At 73.2% G+C, this 13,996-nt stretch carries 12 protein-coding genes; 9 read left to right on the top strand and 3 right to left on the bottom strand.

Annotated features, from left to right (window positions below; translation table 11 throughout):
- Positions 1–120: 120 nt before the first annotated feature.
- The 6 genes from M8C17_RS06600 (at position 121) to M8C17_RS06575 (ending at position 5,362) form a co-directional block, all read left to right on the top strand.
- Positions 121–618 (top strand): 2Fe-2S iron-sulfur cluster-binding protein, encoded by a 498-nt coding sequence (locus tag M8C17_RS06600; protein WP_252415751.1) that lies wholly within the window; start codon positions 121–123, stop codon positions 616–618.
- The gene (locus M8C17_RS32025) at positions 615–1,607 is read left to right on the top strand and encodes a xanthine dehydrogenase family protein subunit M (protein WP_252415490.1); all 993 of its coding nucleotides are present in this window, start codon (positions 615–617) and stop codon (positions 1,605–1,607) included. The genes M8C17_RS06600 and M8C17_RS32025 overlap by 4 nt, the downstream gene beginning before the upstream one ends.
- Positions 1,604–3,703 (top strand): molybdopterin cofactor-binding domain-containing protein, encoded by a 2,100-nt coding sequence (locus M8C17_RS06590; protein WP_252415489.1) that lies wholly within the window; start codon positions 1,604–1,606, stop codon positions 3,701–3,703. The genes M8C17_RS32025 and M8C17_RS06590 overlap by 4 nt, the downstream gene beginning before the upstream one ends.
- Positions 3,704–3,730: 27 nt before the next feature.
- A complete protein-coding gene (locus tag M8C17_RS06585) occupies positions 3,731–4,090 on the top strand; it encodes a helix-turn-helix transcriptional regulator (protein WP_252415488.1) in 360 nt (119 codons plus the stop codon).
- Positions 4,091–4,095: 5 nt separating this feature from the next.
- On the top strand, positions 4,096–4,737 hold the full coding sequence (locus M8C17_RS06580; protein WP_252415487.1) for an SRPBCC family protein: 642 nt from the start codon (positions 4,096–4,098) through the stop codon (positions 4,735–4,737).
- A gap of 109 nt (positions 4,738–4,846) precedes the next feature.
- Positions 4,847–5,362 (top strand): NUDIX domain-containing protein, encoded by a 516-nt coding sequence (locus M8C17_RS06575; protein ID WP_252415486.1) that lies wholly within the window; start codon positions 4,847–4,849, stop codon positions 5,360–5,362.
- Between the two features lie 26 nt (positions 5,363–5,388).
- On the opposite strand, the gene M8C17_RS06570 is transcribed toward M8C17_RS06575, so the two are convergent.
- The 3 genes from M8C17_RS06570 to M8C17_RS06560 form a co-directional block, all read right to left on the bottom strand.
- Positions 5,389–7,332, bottom strand: a complete 1,944-nt coding sequence (locus tag M8C17_RS06570) for an ABC transporter ATP-binding protein (protein ID WP_252415750.1) — start codon at positions 7,330–7,332, stop codon at positions 5,389–5,391.
- A gap of 104 nt (positions 7,333–7,436) precedes the next feature.
- Positions 7,437–8,876 carry an ATP-binding protein gene (locus tag M8C17_RS06565; RefSeq protein WP_252415485.1) on the bottom strand — a complete coding sequence of 480 codons (1,440 nt, stop codon included), beginning with the start codon at positions 8,874–8,876 and terminating at the stop codon, positions 7,437–7,439.
- Positions 8,873–10,540: an FAD-dependent oxidoreductase gene (locus M8C17_RS06560; protein WP_252415484.1), complete on the bottom strand. Its 1,668-nt coding sequence runs from the start codon at positions 10,538–10,540 to the stop codon at positions 8,873–8,875. Before M8C17_RS06560 ends, M8C17_RS06565 begins: the two co-directional genes overlap by 4 nt.
- A gap of 151 nt (positions 10,541–10,691) precedes the next feature.
- On the opposite strand from M8C17_RS06560, the gene M8C17_RS06555 reads away from it, so the two are divergent.
- From M8C17_RS06555 to M8C17_RS06545, 3 genes are all read left to right on the top strand, one after another.
- Positions 10,692–12,929, top strand: a complete 2,238-nt coding sequence (locus tag M8C17_RS06555; protein WP_252415483.1) for a hypothetical protein — start codon at positions 10,692–10,694, stop codon at positions 12,927–12,929.
- A gap of 25 nt (positions 12,930–12,954) precedes the next feature.
- A complete protein-coding gene (gene smpB / locus M8C17_RS06550) occupies positions 12,955–13,446 on the top strand; it encodes an SsrA-binding protein SmpB (RefSeq protein WP_252415482.1) in 492 nt (163 codons plus the stop codon).
- A gap of 132 nt (positions 13,447–13,578) precedes the next feature.
- On the top strand, positions 13,579–13,971 hold the full coding sequence (locus M8C17_RS06545) for an SCO5389 family protein (RefSeq protein ID WP_252415481.1): 393 nt from the start codon (positions 13,579–13,581) through the stop codon (positions 13,969–13,971).
- The last annotated feature ends 25 nt before the right edge of the window (positions 13,972–13,996 follow it).

Genomic DNA, 13,996 nt, shown 5'->3' with positions numbered 1-13,996 from the left:
CCCCTCCCGCGCGAAGCTCCATGGGTTATTCGCCCGTATTTGTACCGGTAAAGCTACTCTGGGCCAGTGCAGGACAGACCGGAGAGCGAGACGACCACCGACGAGCGGCACTCGTCCCGGGTGTCGTTCGAGGTCAACGGCACACACCGGGAGCTGACCCTGGACAACCGCACCACGCTGCTCGACACGCTGCGCGAACGGCTCGGCCTGATCGGGGCGAAGAAGGGCTGCGACCACGGCCAGTGCGGCTCCTGCACCGTGCTGCTGGACGGCCGCCGGGTGAAGAGCTGCCTGGTCTTCGCGGTCACCCTGGACGGCCGGTCCGTGCTCACCGTGGAGGGGCTGGCCGGGCCGGACGAGCTGTCACCCCTCCAGGCCGCCTTCGTCGCGCACGACGCGTTCCAGTGCGGCTACTGCACCCCCGGCCAGCTCTGCTCCGCCCGAGGCATGCTCGACGAGGTCGCCAGAGGCTGGCCCAGTGCGGTCACCGACGACCTCACCACCCCGGCCGAGCTGACCGACGCGGAGATCCGCGAGCGGATGGCGGGCAACCTGTGCCGGTGCGCCGCGTACCCGCACATCGTCGCGGCCGTACGCGAGACGGCGGCGACGACGTGAGGCCTTTCCGCTACCACCGCCCGGCCGACGTGGCCGAGGCCGTCGCCGTGCTGGCCGCCGAGCCGCAGGCGGCGTACCTGGCCGGCGGGACGAACCTGGTGGACCTGATGAAGCTCGGGGTGCAGCGCCCCGACCTGCTGGTGGACGTGACCCGGCTGCCGCTGGACGCCGTCGCGGAGCTGCCCGACGGCGGGCTGCGGATCGGCGCGACGGTCCCCAACAGCGACCTCGCCGCCCACCCGGTGGTCCGCCGCGACTACCCGGTGCTGGCGCGCGCCCTGCTCGCCGCCGCCTCCGGACAGCTGCGCAACGTGGCCACCACCGGCGGCAACCTGCTGCAACGCACCCGCTGCGTCTACTTCCAGGACACCGGCAAGGCATGCAACAAGCGTGAACCGGGCAGCGGTTGCGCCGCCCGGCACGGGCAGAACCGGGACCTGGCCGTACTGGACTGGTCCGAGCAGTGCGTGGCCACCCACCCCTCGGACCTCGCCGTCGCGCTGGCCGCACTCGACGCGGTGGTGGAGGTGCACGAGGCCGGCGGCGCCCGGGACGTGCCCCTCGCCGCCCTGCACCGCTCGCCCGGCGAGCATCCGGAGCGGGAGACCACCCTGGCGCGGGGCGCGCTGATCACCGCCGTGCGACTGCCGGCGCTACCGGCCGCCCGCCGCTCGACGTACCTCAAGGTGCGGGACCGGGCCTCGTTCGCCTTCGCCGTCGGCTCGGTGGCCGCCGTCCTGGACCTCGACGGCGACGTCGTCCGCGACGTCCGCCTGGCGTACGGGGCGGTGGCGCACCGGCCGTGGCGGGCCTACCGGGCCGAGGATGAGCTGCGGGGCCGGCCGTTCAGCCCGGAGCTGGCGGCCCGGGCCGCCGACGCCGAGCTGGCCGAGGCACGCCCGTTGCGGCACAACGGCTTCAAGCTGCCGCTGACCCGGGCCATCACGGTGCGGGCGCTCACCGAACTGGCCGAGGGGACGCCGTCGTGAGCGCCGGTGCTGTCGGCCGGGCCTACCCCCGGTTGGAGGGACGGGAGAAGGTCACCGGCGCGGCCCGGTACGCGGTGGAGTACCCGGTGGACGACGTCAGCTACGGCTGGGCGGTGCCGGCGGCGGTGGTCCGCGGCCGGATCACCCGGGTCGACGCCGCGCCGGCGCTCGCGCTGCCCGGCGTGCTGGCCGTGGTGCACCACGGCAACGCGGCACGGCTGGCGCCCGGGTCGGACCGGGAACTCTGGCTGTTGCAGGAGCCCGTGGTGCACTACCGGGGACAGTTCGTCGCGGTGGTCGTGGCCACCAGCCTGGAGGCCGCCCGGGAGGGCGCCCGGCTGGTCGGGATCGACTACGACGCGGGGCCGCACAGCACCGTGCTCACCTCCGATCATCCCGGCCTGTACCGGCCGGACCACGTCAACCCCAGCTACCCGACGGACACCGCCGAGGGCGACTTCGACGCCGGGTACGCGGCCGCCCCGGTACGGATGGACGCCACGTACCGGACACCGGCGTACCACAACAACCCGATGGAGCCGCACGCCACCACCGCGCAGTGGCGGGACGGGCGGCTGCTGGTGCACGACTCCAACCAGGGCGCCTCGTCGGTGCAGGCCACCCTGGCCGACCTGTTCGAGCTGCCCTCGGAGTCGGTCCGGGTCATCGCCGAGCATGTCGGCGGCGGCTTCGGCAGCAAGGGGTACGCCAAGGCCGCCGTCGTGCTGGCCGCGCTGGCGGCCCGGCAGGTGGACCGGCCGGTCCGGCTGGCGCTGACCCGGCAGCAGCTGTTCGGGCCGATCGGCTACCGCACGCCCACCATCCAGCGGGTCCGGCTCGCGGCCGACACCGACGGCCGGCTCACCGCGATCTGCCACGACGCGATCAGCCAGACCTCGACCCTCCACGAGTTCGCCGAGCAGACCGCCGTCTACACGCGCAGCATGTACGCCGCACCGCACCGGCGCACCACCCACCGGCTGGTCCGCCTCGACGTGCCCACGCCGTTCTGGATGCGCGCGCCGGGCGAGTGCCCCGGCGCGTACGCCCTGGAGTCGGCGATGGACGAGCTGGCCACCGCCGTCGGCATGGACCCGGTGGAGCTGCGCGTCCGCAACGACGCGGAGGTCGACCCCGACCAGGGGCAGCCGTTCACCAGCCGCAACCTGGTGGCCTGTCTGCGCGAGGGCGCGCGCCGGTTCGGCTGGGCCGACCGGGACCCCACGCCCAGGGCCCGGCGCGATGGGCGCTGGCTGATCGGCACGGGGGTGGCCGGGTCGAGCTACCCGGCCCGGGCCAGGCCGTCGTCGGCGGCGGCCACCGCCCGGGCCGACGGCGGCTTCCTGGTGCGGATCAACGCCACCGACATCGGCACCGGCGCCCGGACGGCGATGTGGCAGGTGGCCGCCGACGCGCTCGGGGTGCCGCCAGAGCGGGTGGAGATTCGCATCGGTGACAGCGACCTACCGGTGGCCCCGGTGGCCGGTGGCTCGATGGGCACCTCCAGCTGGAGCTGGGCGGTGGTCCGGGCGTGTGAGGCGCTGCGCGAGAAGCTGCGGAACGCCCCCGACGGCGTGCCGGCGGACGGTGAGGTGACCGCCGAGGTTAGCACCGAGGAGGAGGTGGGCGGGCAGCCCATGCTGCCCCGGTACGCGTACGGGGCGCAGTTCGTCGAGGTCCGCGTGGACGTGGACACCGGTGAGGTGCGGGTGAACCGGATGCTCGGGGTGTTCGCCGCCGGGCGGGTGGTCAACCCGACGACCGCGCGCAGCCAGCTCATCGGCGGCATGACGATGGGGATCTCGATGGCCCTGCACGAGGAGGGTGTCCTCGACGAGCGGTACGGCGACTGGGTCAACCACGACCTGGCCACGTACCACATCACCGGCTGCGCCGACGTGGAGCGGATCGAGGCGCACTGGATCGACGAGCAGGACGCCGAGCTGAACCCGGCCGGCGTGAAGGGGATCGGTGAGATCGGCATCGTGGGCGCCGCCGCGGCGATCGCCAACGCCGTGCACCACGCCACCGGCGTACGGATACGCGAGCTGCCGATCCGGCTGGACAAGCTGCTCGGCCTATCAGCTTTGGCTTAAATAAGCCGCTGATGATATAAAGGCGTCGTGCACGCCTTCGACGTGCTGGGCGATCCGGTCCGGCGCCGCATCCTGGAGCTGCTCGCCGACGGCGAGCAGACCGCCGGCGCGGTCAGCGCGGTGATCAGCGACGAGTTCGGCATCTCCCAGCCCGCCGTGTCCCAGCACCTGAAGGTGCTGCGGGACAACGGCTTCGCCACCGTGCGGCCCGAGGGCGCCCGGCGGCTCTACGCGGTCGACCCGCGCCCGCTGCGCGAGGTCGACGGCTGGCTGGAGCACTTCCGCCGGTTCTGGACCCCGCCCCTGGCGGCACTCGCCACCGAGCTGGCCCGGGGCCGACGCGAGCGTCGGCTGCGCGGGCCCGCCGACCCACCCGAGGAGAGGTAAGAACGATGATCGACGCGACCGAGCAGATCAACGCCGTCCAGCGCCACGTCGGCAGCCGCACGCTGGAGGCCGGCGAGGCCCGGGTGACCACCCTCAGCCAGACGTACCACGCGACGGTCGAGGATCTCTGGGATGCCTGCACCACCGCCGAGCGCATCCCGCGCTGGTTCCTGCCGGTCTCCGGCGACCTGCGGCTGCACGGCCGGTACCAGCTCGAGGGCAACGCCGGCGGCACCATCGAGAGCTGCGACCCGCCGCACCGCTTCACCGCCACCTGGGAGTACGGCGGCGAGGTGAGCTGGATCGAGGTGCGACTCACCCCCGTCGACAGCGAGCGGACCCGCTTCGAGCTGGACCACATCGCGCACGTCGACCAGGACCGGTGGGCCCAGTTCGGGCCGGGCGCCGTCGGCGTCGGATGGGACCTGGGCCTGCTCGGTCTCGCCTCGCACCTGGCCGCCGACGGCAGTGGCGTGTCGCCGGAGCAGAGCGCCGAGTGGAGCGCCTCCGACGAGGGGCGTCGGTTCATGGAGCGCAGCAGCCACCTGTGGGGCGAGGCGAGCATCGCCGCCGGCACCGACGCCGACGAGGCGAAGGCCGCCGCGGAGCGCACCACCGCCTTCTACACCGGCACCCCGGCCGCCTGACCCTCCCCGTCGGGCCCGCCGCGTCGAGCCCGCCGCGTCGAGCCGGGGCGAATCGCTGCCGGATGATCTCCGAGCGCTCCTCCCCGGATCGGCGGTAAGGTGCTGCGGCATGAACGGTGGGGCGTACTCACACTGCTCGTACTGCGGCACCGCCTACCCGGCGCACGCCGTGTGGCCGCGGGTCTGCGCGGCCTGCGGCCAGACGGTCTGGCGTAATCCGCTGCCCGTCGCGGTGGCGGTGCTGCCGGTCCGCACCGCCGAGGGCCTGGGCGTGGTGGTGGTCCGCCGGGACATCGAGCCCGCCCGCGGGCTGCTCGCGCTGCCCGGCGGCTTCATCGAGTACGGCGAGGAGTGGTCCGACGCGCTGGTCCGTGAGCTACGGGAGGAGACCGGGCTCATCGCGGCCGCCGAGGACGCCCGGCTGTTCGCGGTGCACGGCGCCCCGGCGGGCGGCACGATGATGGTCTTCGGGGTGCTGCCCGAGCGGCCGGTCGAGGACCTGCCACCGTCGGCGCCGACCGAGGAGGCCACCGAGTGGCTGGTGCTCACCGACCCGGTCGAGCTGGCCTTCTCGACCCACACCCGGGTACTCGCCGACTTCCTCACCCGCGAGCACCACGCCTGACCGCACCGTGCCGCGTCGCGCAGGGGTCAGCGGGGCAGGGCGTCGTCGGTGCCGGCGAGATAGCCGGCGGCCTGGAGTTCGAACAACTCCCGGTAGAGGCCACCGGCCGCCATCAACTCGTCGTGGCTGCCGTGCTGGACGAGCCGACCCCGTTCCATGACGAAGATCCGGTCGGCGTGCCGGACGTTGGCCAGCCGGTGGGTGATCAGGACGACCGCCCGGTCGGGCCGGCGACGCAGGTGCTGGAACAGCGCGTGCTCGGCGCGGGCGTCCAGGGCGGCTGAGGGCTCGTCGCAGATCAGCAGGGCGGCGTCGCGGTAGAGGCCGCGGGCGGCGACGAGGCGCTGCCACTGCCCGCCGGACAGCTCGTGGCCGTCCTTGAACTCCCGGTCCAGCAGGGTGTCGTAGCCGTGCGGCAGGCCGACGATCATGTCGTGGGCGGCGGCGGCCCCGGCGGCCTCCTGCACGCTCGGCCCGGGTCGCTCCGGCGGGCGGTCGTGCCGGCCGACGCGGATGTTCTGCCCGGCGGTGAACGGAAACTTCCACCACTCCTGTGTCATCACGGCGACCTGCGCGCCGAGGGCGCGGGGGTCCAGCTCGGTGGCGTCCACACCGTCCCAGCGGATCACCCCGCCGGTCGGCCGGTAGAGCCCGGCGATGAGCTTGGCCAGCGTGGTCTTGCCGGAGCCGTTCTCGCCGACCAACGCGATCACCTCGCCCCGACGGACGGTCAGGCTGACCCGGTCCACCGCCGGCGCGTCGGTGTCCGGGTAACGCAGGCTGACCTCGTCCACCTCGATCGCGTCGACACCCTCGACGACCTGGTCGCCGCCGAGCGCCACCCGGCTCCGGGCGCGTTCGAGGAAGTCCCGGTAGTCCTGGTAGTAGAGGGCGTCCTCGTACAGCGAGTTGGTGGCGATGACCGCGACGCCCAGGCTGGTCCGCGCGGACTGCAGGGCGAGCAGGGCGGTGGCCGCGGCGGCGAGGGCGACCATCCCGTTCAGCAGTAGGCCGCCGAGGACCGCGTACACCCCGAAGGTGGCCACCCCGGCCACCGTGGCGCCCACGACGCGGGTGCCGGTCTGCGAGCGGACCAGACGCAACTGGGCGCGGGTCTCGACGGCCATCACCCCGCGGTACTCGGCCAGCAGGAAGTCGCGCATCTGGTAGGCGCGCACCTCGGCGGCGGTGCGCCGGTTGGCCATCAGGTGGGCGAGCATCCACATCCGACGCCGCCGGGTGATGCGGGCGAGCATCGCCAGGTACTCCCGGCGGGCCATCCGCACCGCCGTGATCGCCTGGGGTATCGCCGCGAGCAGCAGGCAGGGCAGCAGCAGCGGTTGGATGACGGTGACCGCCACGGCGGTGGCGAGCATCCCCACCACGCCGGTGACCAGGTTGACGGTGTGGTCGACGATGTACGCCGCCTCCGCCATCCCCCGGTCCCGCGCCCGGTCCATCTCCTCGGCGAAGCCGGCGTCGTCGAACGCCGCCAGGTCCACCGCCGTGGTGGCCTCGAACAGCCGCAGCTCCACCTGATAGTTGATCTGCGGAGTCAGTCGGGCCTGCGCCCAGCCGGCCGCGATGGTGAGGCCGCCACGCGCCGACACCGCCGTCGCGGCCACGATCAGCGCCGGCAGGGCCGAGCGGACCCGGTCCGGGGTGGGGCCGGCGGCGAACAGCTCGCGCAGCACGCTGGTCGTGGCGAGCAGGCCGAACGTGGTCATCACCCCGGCGGCGATGTTCAGCCCGATGGAGGCGACGGTGTCCCGGCGGTTGGTGGCCCAGGCCAGCCCGACGGCCTCCCGGACCAGCCGGGGCAGTCGGCGGGCCACCGCCCGGAAGCTGGTGTGGGCGAACTCCTGCGCGTGGTGCAGCCAGTCGCGGTCCTCCAGCTCCGGCAGCATGGTGCCGGCGGGCGGATCGCCGGGCTGGTCGTCGGTCTCGGGAGCGGTGCGCTGGCGGGCCATCGACTCCACGGACCCTCCTCCGGACGGGGTCAGGATGCCGCCCGAGACTACTTGCCGCTACCGGTCGATGTCTCTAGGTAATCGGCGCGTCGCCAGTGGGCGGGTCAGGGAGTCGGCGGCGGGTCGTCGGTGACCGGCAGCAGCACCCGGAAGGTGGTCCGCCCGGGCTCGGTCTCCACCCGGATGTCGCCGTGGTGCTTGTGCACCACGATCCGGTACGAGATGTCCAGGCCCAGCCCGGTGCCCGCACCCACCGGCTTGGTGGTGAAGAAGGGCTCGAAGATGCGGGGACGCACCGCGGGCGGGATGCCGGGGCCGGTGTCGGTGATCTCCACCGCCAGCAGGTCACCGACGCGCCCGGTGCGGACGGTCAGCACGCCCTCCTCGCCCATCGCGCCCAGCGCGTTGTCGATCAGGTTGGTCCACACCTGGTTCAGTTCGGCGGCGTACGCCGGGACCGCCGGGAGGCTGCGGTCGTACTCGCGGACCAGCTTGACCTGCGCGGGGATCTTCGCCTTGAACATCACCAGCGTGGCGTCGAGCAGGTCGTGCACGTCCACCACCTGGTGCGGCGCGCGGTCCAGCTGGGAGTACTGCTTGGCGGCGCCGACCAGCCCCGAGATCCGGGTCACGGCGTCGCCGATCTCGCGCATGAGCAGCTCGGTGTCGACGGTGTAGGTGAGCCAGCGCACCGCCGCCTCCAGATCCGCCGGGCCGACCGCCTCCTTCACCCGGGCCAGCCAGGCGTCGTCGAGTCCACCACCGACCAGGATGGGCGCCAGGTCCCAGGCACCGCTGACCTGGTGCTCCTCCAGCCAGTCGGTGAGGGTGTCCTCGGCGTCGGCGGTGGCCATCGGGGTCAGCTTCGGCGCGGTGGCGACCCGGGCCACCGCCTCCTCCTGCAATTCGACCAGCCCGTGCAGCGCCCGGCCGTCCAGCCGCCCGTCGGCGATCATCGCGAGCTTGTGCCGCATCCCGGCGACCCGGTCGCGCAGCACCGAGGTGGCCCGCACCGCCGCCGCGGCCGGGTTGTTCAGCTCATGGGTGAGGCCCGCCGAGAGCGAGCCGAGGGCCAGCAGCCGCTCCCGTTCGCCGACGATGGTCTGGCTGTTGCGCATGCCGATGACCAGACCTTCGAGCAGGTGCATGGCCATCGGGAACCAGGACCGGACGGCGTGCGCGAAGTCCTCCGCCGGCAGCACGAAGAACTCCGCGTCGGTCAGCGCCCGCAGGGTGTTGCGGTAGGTCTCCCCCACACGGTCGTCCAGGTACGCCTGGGTGGCCCCGCCGTACACCCCCCGCTGGTCGGTCCGGCTGATCTCGACGTCGTCGCCGCGTACCTGCCGGCTCAACGCCACCGCGCCGTGCAGCAGCACGAAGAAGCACGTCGCGTCCTCGCCCTCGGCGTACACGACGGTGCCGCCGGCGCGCTGCTCGACGCGGCCGTGCTCGGCCAGCCAGTCGAGCTGCCCGTCGTCGAGGGCCTCGAACAGGAACAGGGTGCGCAGCTGCGCGGCCGTCAGTCGATCGTTCTCGGTGCTCACTGGGCCTCCAGGTAGCGGTGCACGAGCGACACGGCCATGGCGCCCTCGCCGACGGCGGAGGCGACGCGCTTGACCGACTCGGCCCGTACGTCCCCGGCGGCGAACACCCCGGGCAGGCTGGTCTCCAGGTGGTACGGGTCGCGCGACAGCGACCAACCGGACGGCCGCCGCCCGCCGGTCATCAGGTCCGGACCGGTGACGATGAAGCCGCGCCCGTCGCGGACCAGCACCCCGTCCAGCCAGTCGGTCCGGGGCTCGGCGCCGATGAAGATGAACAACCAGGAGGTGTCCACCGAGCGGGTCTCCCCGGTGCGGGTGTCGCAGAGGGTGAGTCGTTGCAGGTGGTCCTGGCCGGCGCCGCCGACCACGGCCGTGTGCGGGTGCACCGTGATCCGGTCGATGCGTTCCAGCTGGTCGATCAGGTACCTCGACATCGAGCTGGTCAGGTCCGCGCCCCGGATCAGCAGGTGCACCCGGGAGGCGTACCGGGAGAAGTGCACGGCGGCCTGGCCGGCCGAGTTGGCCCCGCCGACGATGTAGACGTCCTGCTCGACGCAACTGGGGGCCTCGGTGGCGGTGGAGCCGTAGAACACTCCCCGGCCGGTGAACTCGGCCAGACCGGGGGCGTCGAGCACCCGGTACGAGACCCCGGTGGCCAGCACCACGGTGTGCGCGGCGATCTCGGTGCCGTCACCGAAGCGCAGCAGCCGGGCGGAGCCTGCCTCGCTCAGGCCGACCACCTCCCGGGCGCTCAGCAGCTCGGCACCGAACTTCACCGCCTGCCGCCGGGCCCGGTCGGTCAGCTGGGCGCCGGAGACGCCGTCCGGGAAGCCGAGGTAGTTCTCGATCCGGCTGCTCTGCCCGGCCTGCCCGCCGGTCGCCCGCCGCTCGACCAGCACGGTGCGCAGCCCCTCCGACGCGCCGTACACGGCCGAACCGAGACCGGCGGGGCCACCGCCGATCACCACCAGGTCGTAGAAGTCGGACGCCGGCACCACCGTCAACCCGGCCAACCCGGCAAGCTCGGCCTCGTTCGGCGCGATCAGTGCCTTGCCCTCGGCGGTCACCACCAGCGGGACGTCCGCCTCGGTGGCGCCCGCCGCGTCGAGGAGCCGGGCGCCCTCCGGGTCGTCGGCGAGCAGCCAGCGGTACGGCACCAGGTTGCGGGCCAGGAAGTCGCGCACCTTGAACGACGGCGCCGACCAGCGGTGACCCACGACCCGGATCTCGCTGCTCGCCGCGTCCGGGGTGACCGCCCACGCCTCCAGCAGGCCGTCTACCACCGGATACAACTTCTCCTCCGGCGGGTGCCACGGCTTGAGGAGGTAGTGGTCCAGGTCGACCACGTTGATCGCCTCGATCGCGGCGTCGGTGTCCGCGTACGCGGTGAGCAGCACCCGGCGGGCGGCCGGGAAGATGTCCATCGCGGCTTCCAGGAACTCGACGCCGGTCATCTCCGGCATCCGGTGGTCGGCCAGCAGCAGCGCCACCTGCTCTCCGCGCAGCTTGACCTCCCGCAGCGCATCGAGCGCCTCCGGTCCCGAGGCGGCCCGCAGCACCCGGTAGCGGTCGCCGTAGCGGCGTCGGATGTCCCGGGCCACCGCCCGGGACACCACCGGGTCGTCGTCGACGGTCAGGATCACCGGGTTCGCCATGGCGCCCATGAAACCACCTGGCGAGGATGCGCCGCACCGCGCGGGGACGGCTCGGGCGCCGAAACGCGGTTGGTGGGGCGCGGGGCGGGTAAGCCGGGTCGCCGCGCGGGACAGCCGCACACCGACACCGCCGGCTGCCGCGCACACCTCCGGGGGGCACATGGCGGACGCGTCGCCGACCGGACCGACGCCGTCGGACCGGGTCGTGGAGCTGCGGGTGCACGGCGTCTCCGGGGCGGGCGCCGACCAGGTGCTGGACCGGCCGCACGTCCAACAGGTCGCCGGGGACCGCAGCGGCGGTTTCTACCGCACACGGCCGGGCTACCCCGGCGCCACGGGGACCGACGGGGTGACGCTGGAGGCGTACCGCTGGAGTGATCTGCCGTCCGGAACGGCCGTGCGGACGCTGTCGCTGGTGTTCCTGTTGCCGTTCATGCTCTGCAACGTGGCGATCTGGATGCGCCCGGCGAGCCGCGCCTCGAAGCACAGCATCGTCGCGCTGTGCCGGGTGCTCGCGCTCACCCTCACCATGCTCTACGTGCTCTCCATCGTCGGGGTGGCGCTGGACCTGATCGCCTGGCGGTGCATGGGCTACCCGTCCTGCATGGCGGAGCGGAGCTGGTTGTCCTGGCTCGGCGGGCGCTCGCCGGGCCTGCGTCTGGGTGTGATGTCGCTGGTGCCCGTCGGTGCCGTCGGCATCGTGTGGTGGCTGGGGGCGCGTCCGAGTCGCTCGTTCGAGATGTTCCGGACGTCGGCGCCGGAGACCTCCGAGCACCGGTTGAGCGCGGTCGCCCAGTGGGACGCCGCGCCGCTGGTGGGCCGGCTGCGCTCGGTGCACGTCGCTGCCGCCTTCGCGACCCTGGACGGCAGTCTGCTCGCCGCCCGGGCCAGCCAGGGCCCCTCGTGGGAGATGATGCTGCTCCTGGCGGCCACCGCGGCGGTGCTGCTCACCTGCCTCGTCCTGCTCGCCACGGTGCGGGCCCTCGACAGGCCCGGCCGGGACACGTGGGTCGACCGGGTCACGCGAGGGCTGCGCACGATCGCCTGCGGTCTGACCATCCTGGTGGTGGTGCACACCATCAGGAGCCCGAAACCCTGGCCGCAGGACAGGGAGTTGCCCGGGTACGGGGCAACCGTGGCCTGGCTGTTCGCCAGCCAGACCGCGCTGCTGGCCGTCCTCACCGTGGTGGTGATGCGACGACGCGGTGGGGGGCCGGGGAGCTCGTGGGTGCGGGCACTGGGCGCGCCGGTGTTCGTCACGGTCGCCGCGGGCCTCGCCGTGGCGTTCTCGGCTGAGCTCGACTACCGGGTGGCGGACCTGCTGGACCGGGACGGGGCGACGGCGGACCGACTGGTGACCAGCCCGCCCCTGGCATACAAGTGGGCGATCTTCGGGTTCTTCGTCGCGGTGCTGGCCGCCGTGCTGGTCGGCGGCGTGGTCACGGTACTGACCCGGCGGAGGCGGTGGCGGGCCGCGGCGGCGATCGTGGCGGCCGACTTTCCGAACGCGCCGCCGGAGGCGTCGGACCGGCTCCGCCAGATCGAGCGTGCGGTGGCCCGCGCCCGGTTCACCGAACGGTTGGAGCCGCTCGCCGTCGTCTACGCCATCCTGGCGGCGTTCGGCCTGGCCGCCAGCGTGCTCGGTCTGCTCCAGCTCTACCCCGGCGACGTCATCCAGCGCTACGTCGGGATACCCGCCGACATGGTCAACTTCCTGATCGGGATGGGTAGCTACGCGATCGCCGTGATCATCCTCGGGCTGGTGATCGGCGGCATCTTCGCCTACCGGACGACGCAGTTCCGCCGGTACGTGGGCGTGCTGTGGGACCTGGGCACCTTCTGGCCCCGGTCCGCGCATCCCTTCGCCCCACCCTGCTACGCCGAGCGGGCCGTGCCGGAGCTGACCCGGCGGATCACCTACCTGGTCGAGCAGGGCGAGTCGGTGCTGCTGGCCGGGCACAGCCACGGGTCGGTGCTGCTCGCGGCCACGGTCCTGCAACTGCCGTCACGGATCACCGACCGGGTGGCCCTGCTGACCTACGGGTCGCCGCTGAAGCGGTTGTACGCGCGGCTGTTCCCCGCGTACGTCGACGACAAGGCGCTGCGGGAGATCGGCGAGCGGGTCGGCTGGCGGTGGACGAACCTGTGGCGCGACACCGACCCGATCGGTGGCTGGATCTTCGCCCCGCACCGGCCGGGGGACCGCGAGACGTCGACCGGGCCGGAGGCGATGGTGGACCGCCGGTTGACCGACCCGCGCGACGTGGTGCCGGCTCCGTACGACAGTGTGCCGCCGCCGATCGTGGCGCACTTGCCGTGCGAGTCGGATGAGGCGTTCACGGCGGCCGAGCGGGACCTGGCACGGCGGCTGCGCGCGGACCGGCGGCGGGCCGGCTGAGCCGGCGGCCGGATATCGTCGCCGGGTGACCCCGTCCAGGCAGCCCGAACGCCGACTGATCGCCTCGAACAAGAAGGCCCGACACGACTACACCGTGCTGCGCACGTACGAGGCGGGCATCGTGCTGGTCGGCACCGAGGTGAAGTCGCTGCGCGAGGGGCGGGCATCGCTGGTGGACGCGTACGCCCACGAGCGCGACGGCGAGATCATGCTGTACGGCCTGCACATCGCCGAGTACGCGTACGGCACGTGGACCAACCACGCTCCCCGGCGCAACCGGAAGCTGCTGCTGCGCCGCGCCGAGATCGACCGGATCCTGGAGAAGGTCCGCGAGGGCGGGGTGACGCTGGTACCGCTGTCGATGTACTTCGACAACGGCTGGGCCAAGGTCGAGCTGGCGCTGGCCAAGGGCAAGCGCACGTACGACAAGCGGCAGACGCTGGCCGAGCGGGACGCCAACCGGGAGATCGCCCGCGAGCTGGGCCGCCACCTCAAGGGCCATCCTCGCCGGGCGTGACCGCCGGCCATCGATCGCGCGTGTTGCGGCGCGGCGCGCCCGGACGTCGTTGACGTCGCCGGAAGGACGTGGTGTGCTCACTCCGCACCGTTAATGACAACGGTATTCATTACCTGGAAGCGGAGGAGAACCATGTCGCTCACCGTCCCGCCAGCCCTGCTCGACGCCGCCGAACGCGGCCCCGTCGACGACGACGCCTTCATCGCCTGCGTCCGCGACTCACTGCCGTACGCCTGGGCCACCGTCAGCCGCGTGGTGGCCGATCTGGAGGCCGGCGACGCCGACCTGGCCGACAACGTCGTCCCGCCGCCGACCGACGCCGACCGGGGACAGCTGCTCCGCGCACTGGCCAGCGACGCGATCCGCGGCGGCCTGGAGCGGCACTTCGGGGTCCGGCTGGCCTTCCAGAACTGTCACCGCGTCGCCGCGTTCCGCCCCGAGGCCGTCGACGGGGAGCGCTACCGCCGCTTCGTGTCCACGCGGGGCCAACTGCTCAACCAGTCCCCCGAGCTGCGCAACTGCTGAGCGCGGTCGGCGGCGGGCTCGCAGC

Origin of the sequence: Micromonospora sp. RHAY321, assembly GCF_023896955.1 — a bacterium.
Taxonomy (GTDB): Bacteria; Actinomycetota; Actinomycetes; order Mycobacteriales; family Micromonosporaceae; genus Micromonospora.
The sequence above is the reverse complement of the archived record's forward strand: the minus strand, read 5'-3'. Positions and strand labels throughout refer to the sequence as shown.

Coding starts and splice junctions, on each gene's coding strand:
- M8C17_RS06555 (WP_252415483.1), top strand. CDS start 10,692: ATGGCGGACGCGTCGCCGACCGGACCGACGCCGTCGGACCGGGTCGTG.
- M8C17_RS06560 (WP_252415484.1), bottom strand. CDS start 10,540: ATGGGCGCCATGGCGAACCCGGTGATCCTGACCGTCGACGACGACCCG.
- M8C17_RS06570 (WP_252415750.1), bottom strand. CDS start 7,332: ATGGCCCGCCAGCGCACCGCTCCCGAGACCGACGACCAGCCCGGCGAT.
- M8C17_RS06575 (WP_252415486.1), top strand. CDS start 4,847: ATGAACGGTGGGGCGTACTCACACTGCTCGTACTGCGGCACCGCCTAC.
- M8C17_RS06545 (WP_252415481.1), top strand. CDS start 13,579: ATGTCGCTCACCGTCCCGCCAGCCCTGCTCGACGCCGCCGAACGCGGC.
- M8C17_RS06580 (WP_252415487.1), top strand. CDS start 4,096: ATGATCGACGCGACCGAGCAGATCAACGCCGTCCAGCGCCACGTCGGC.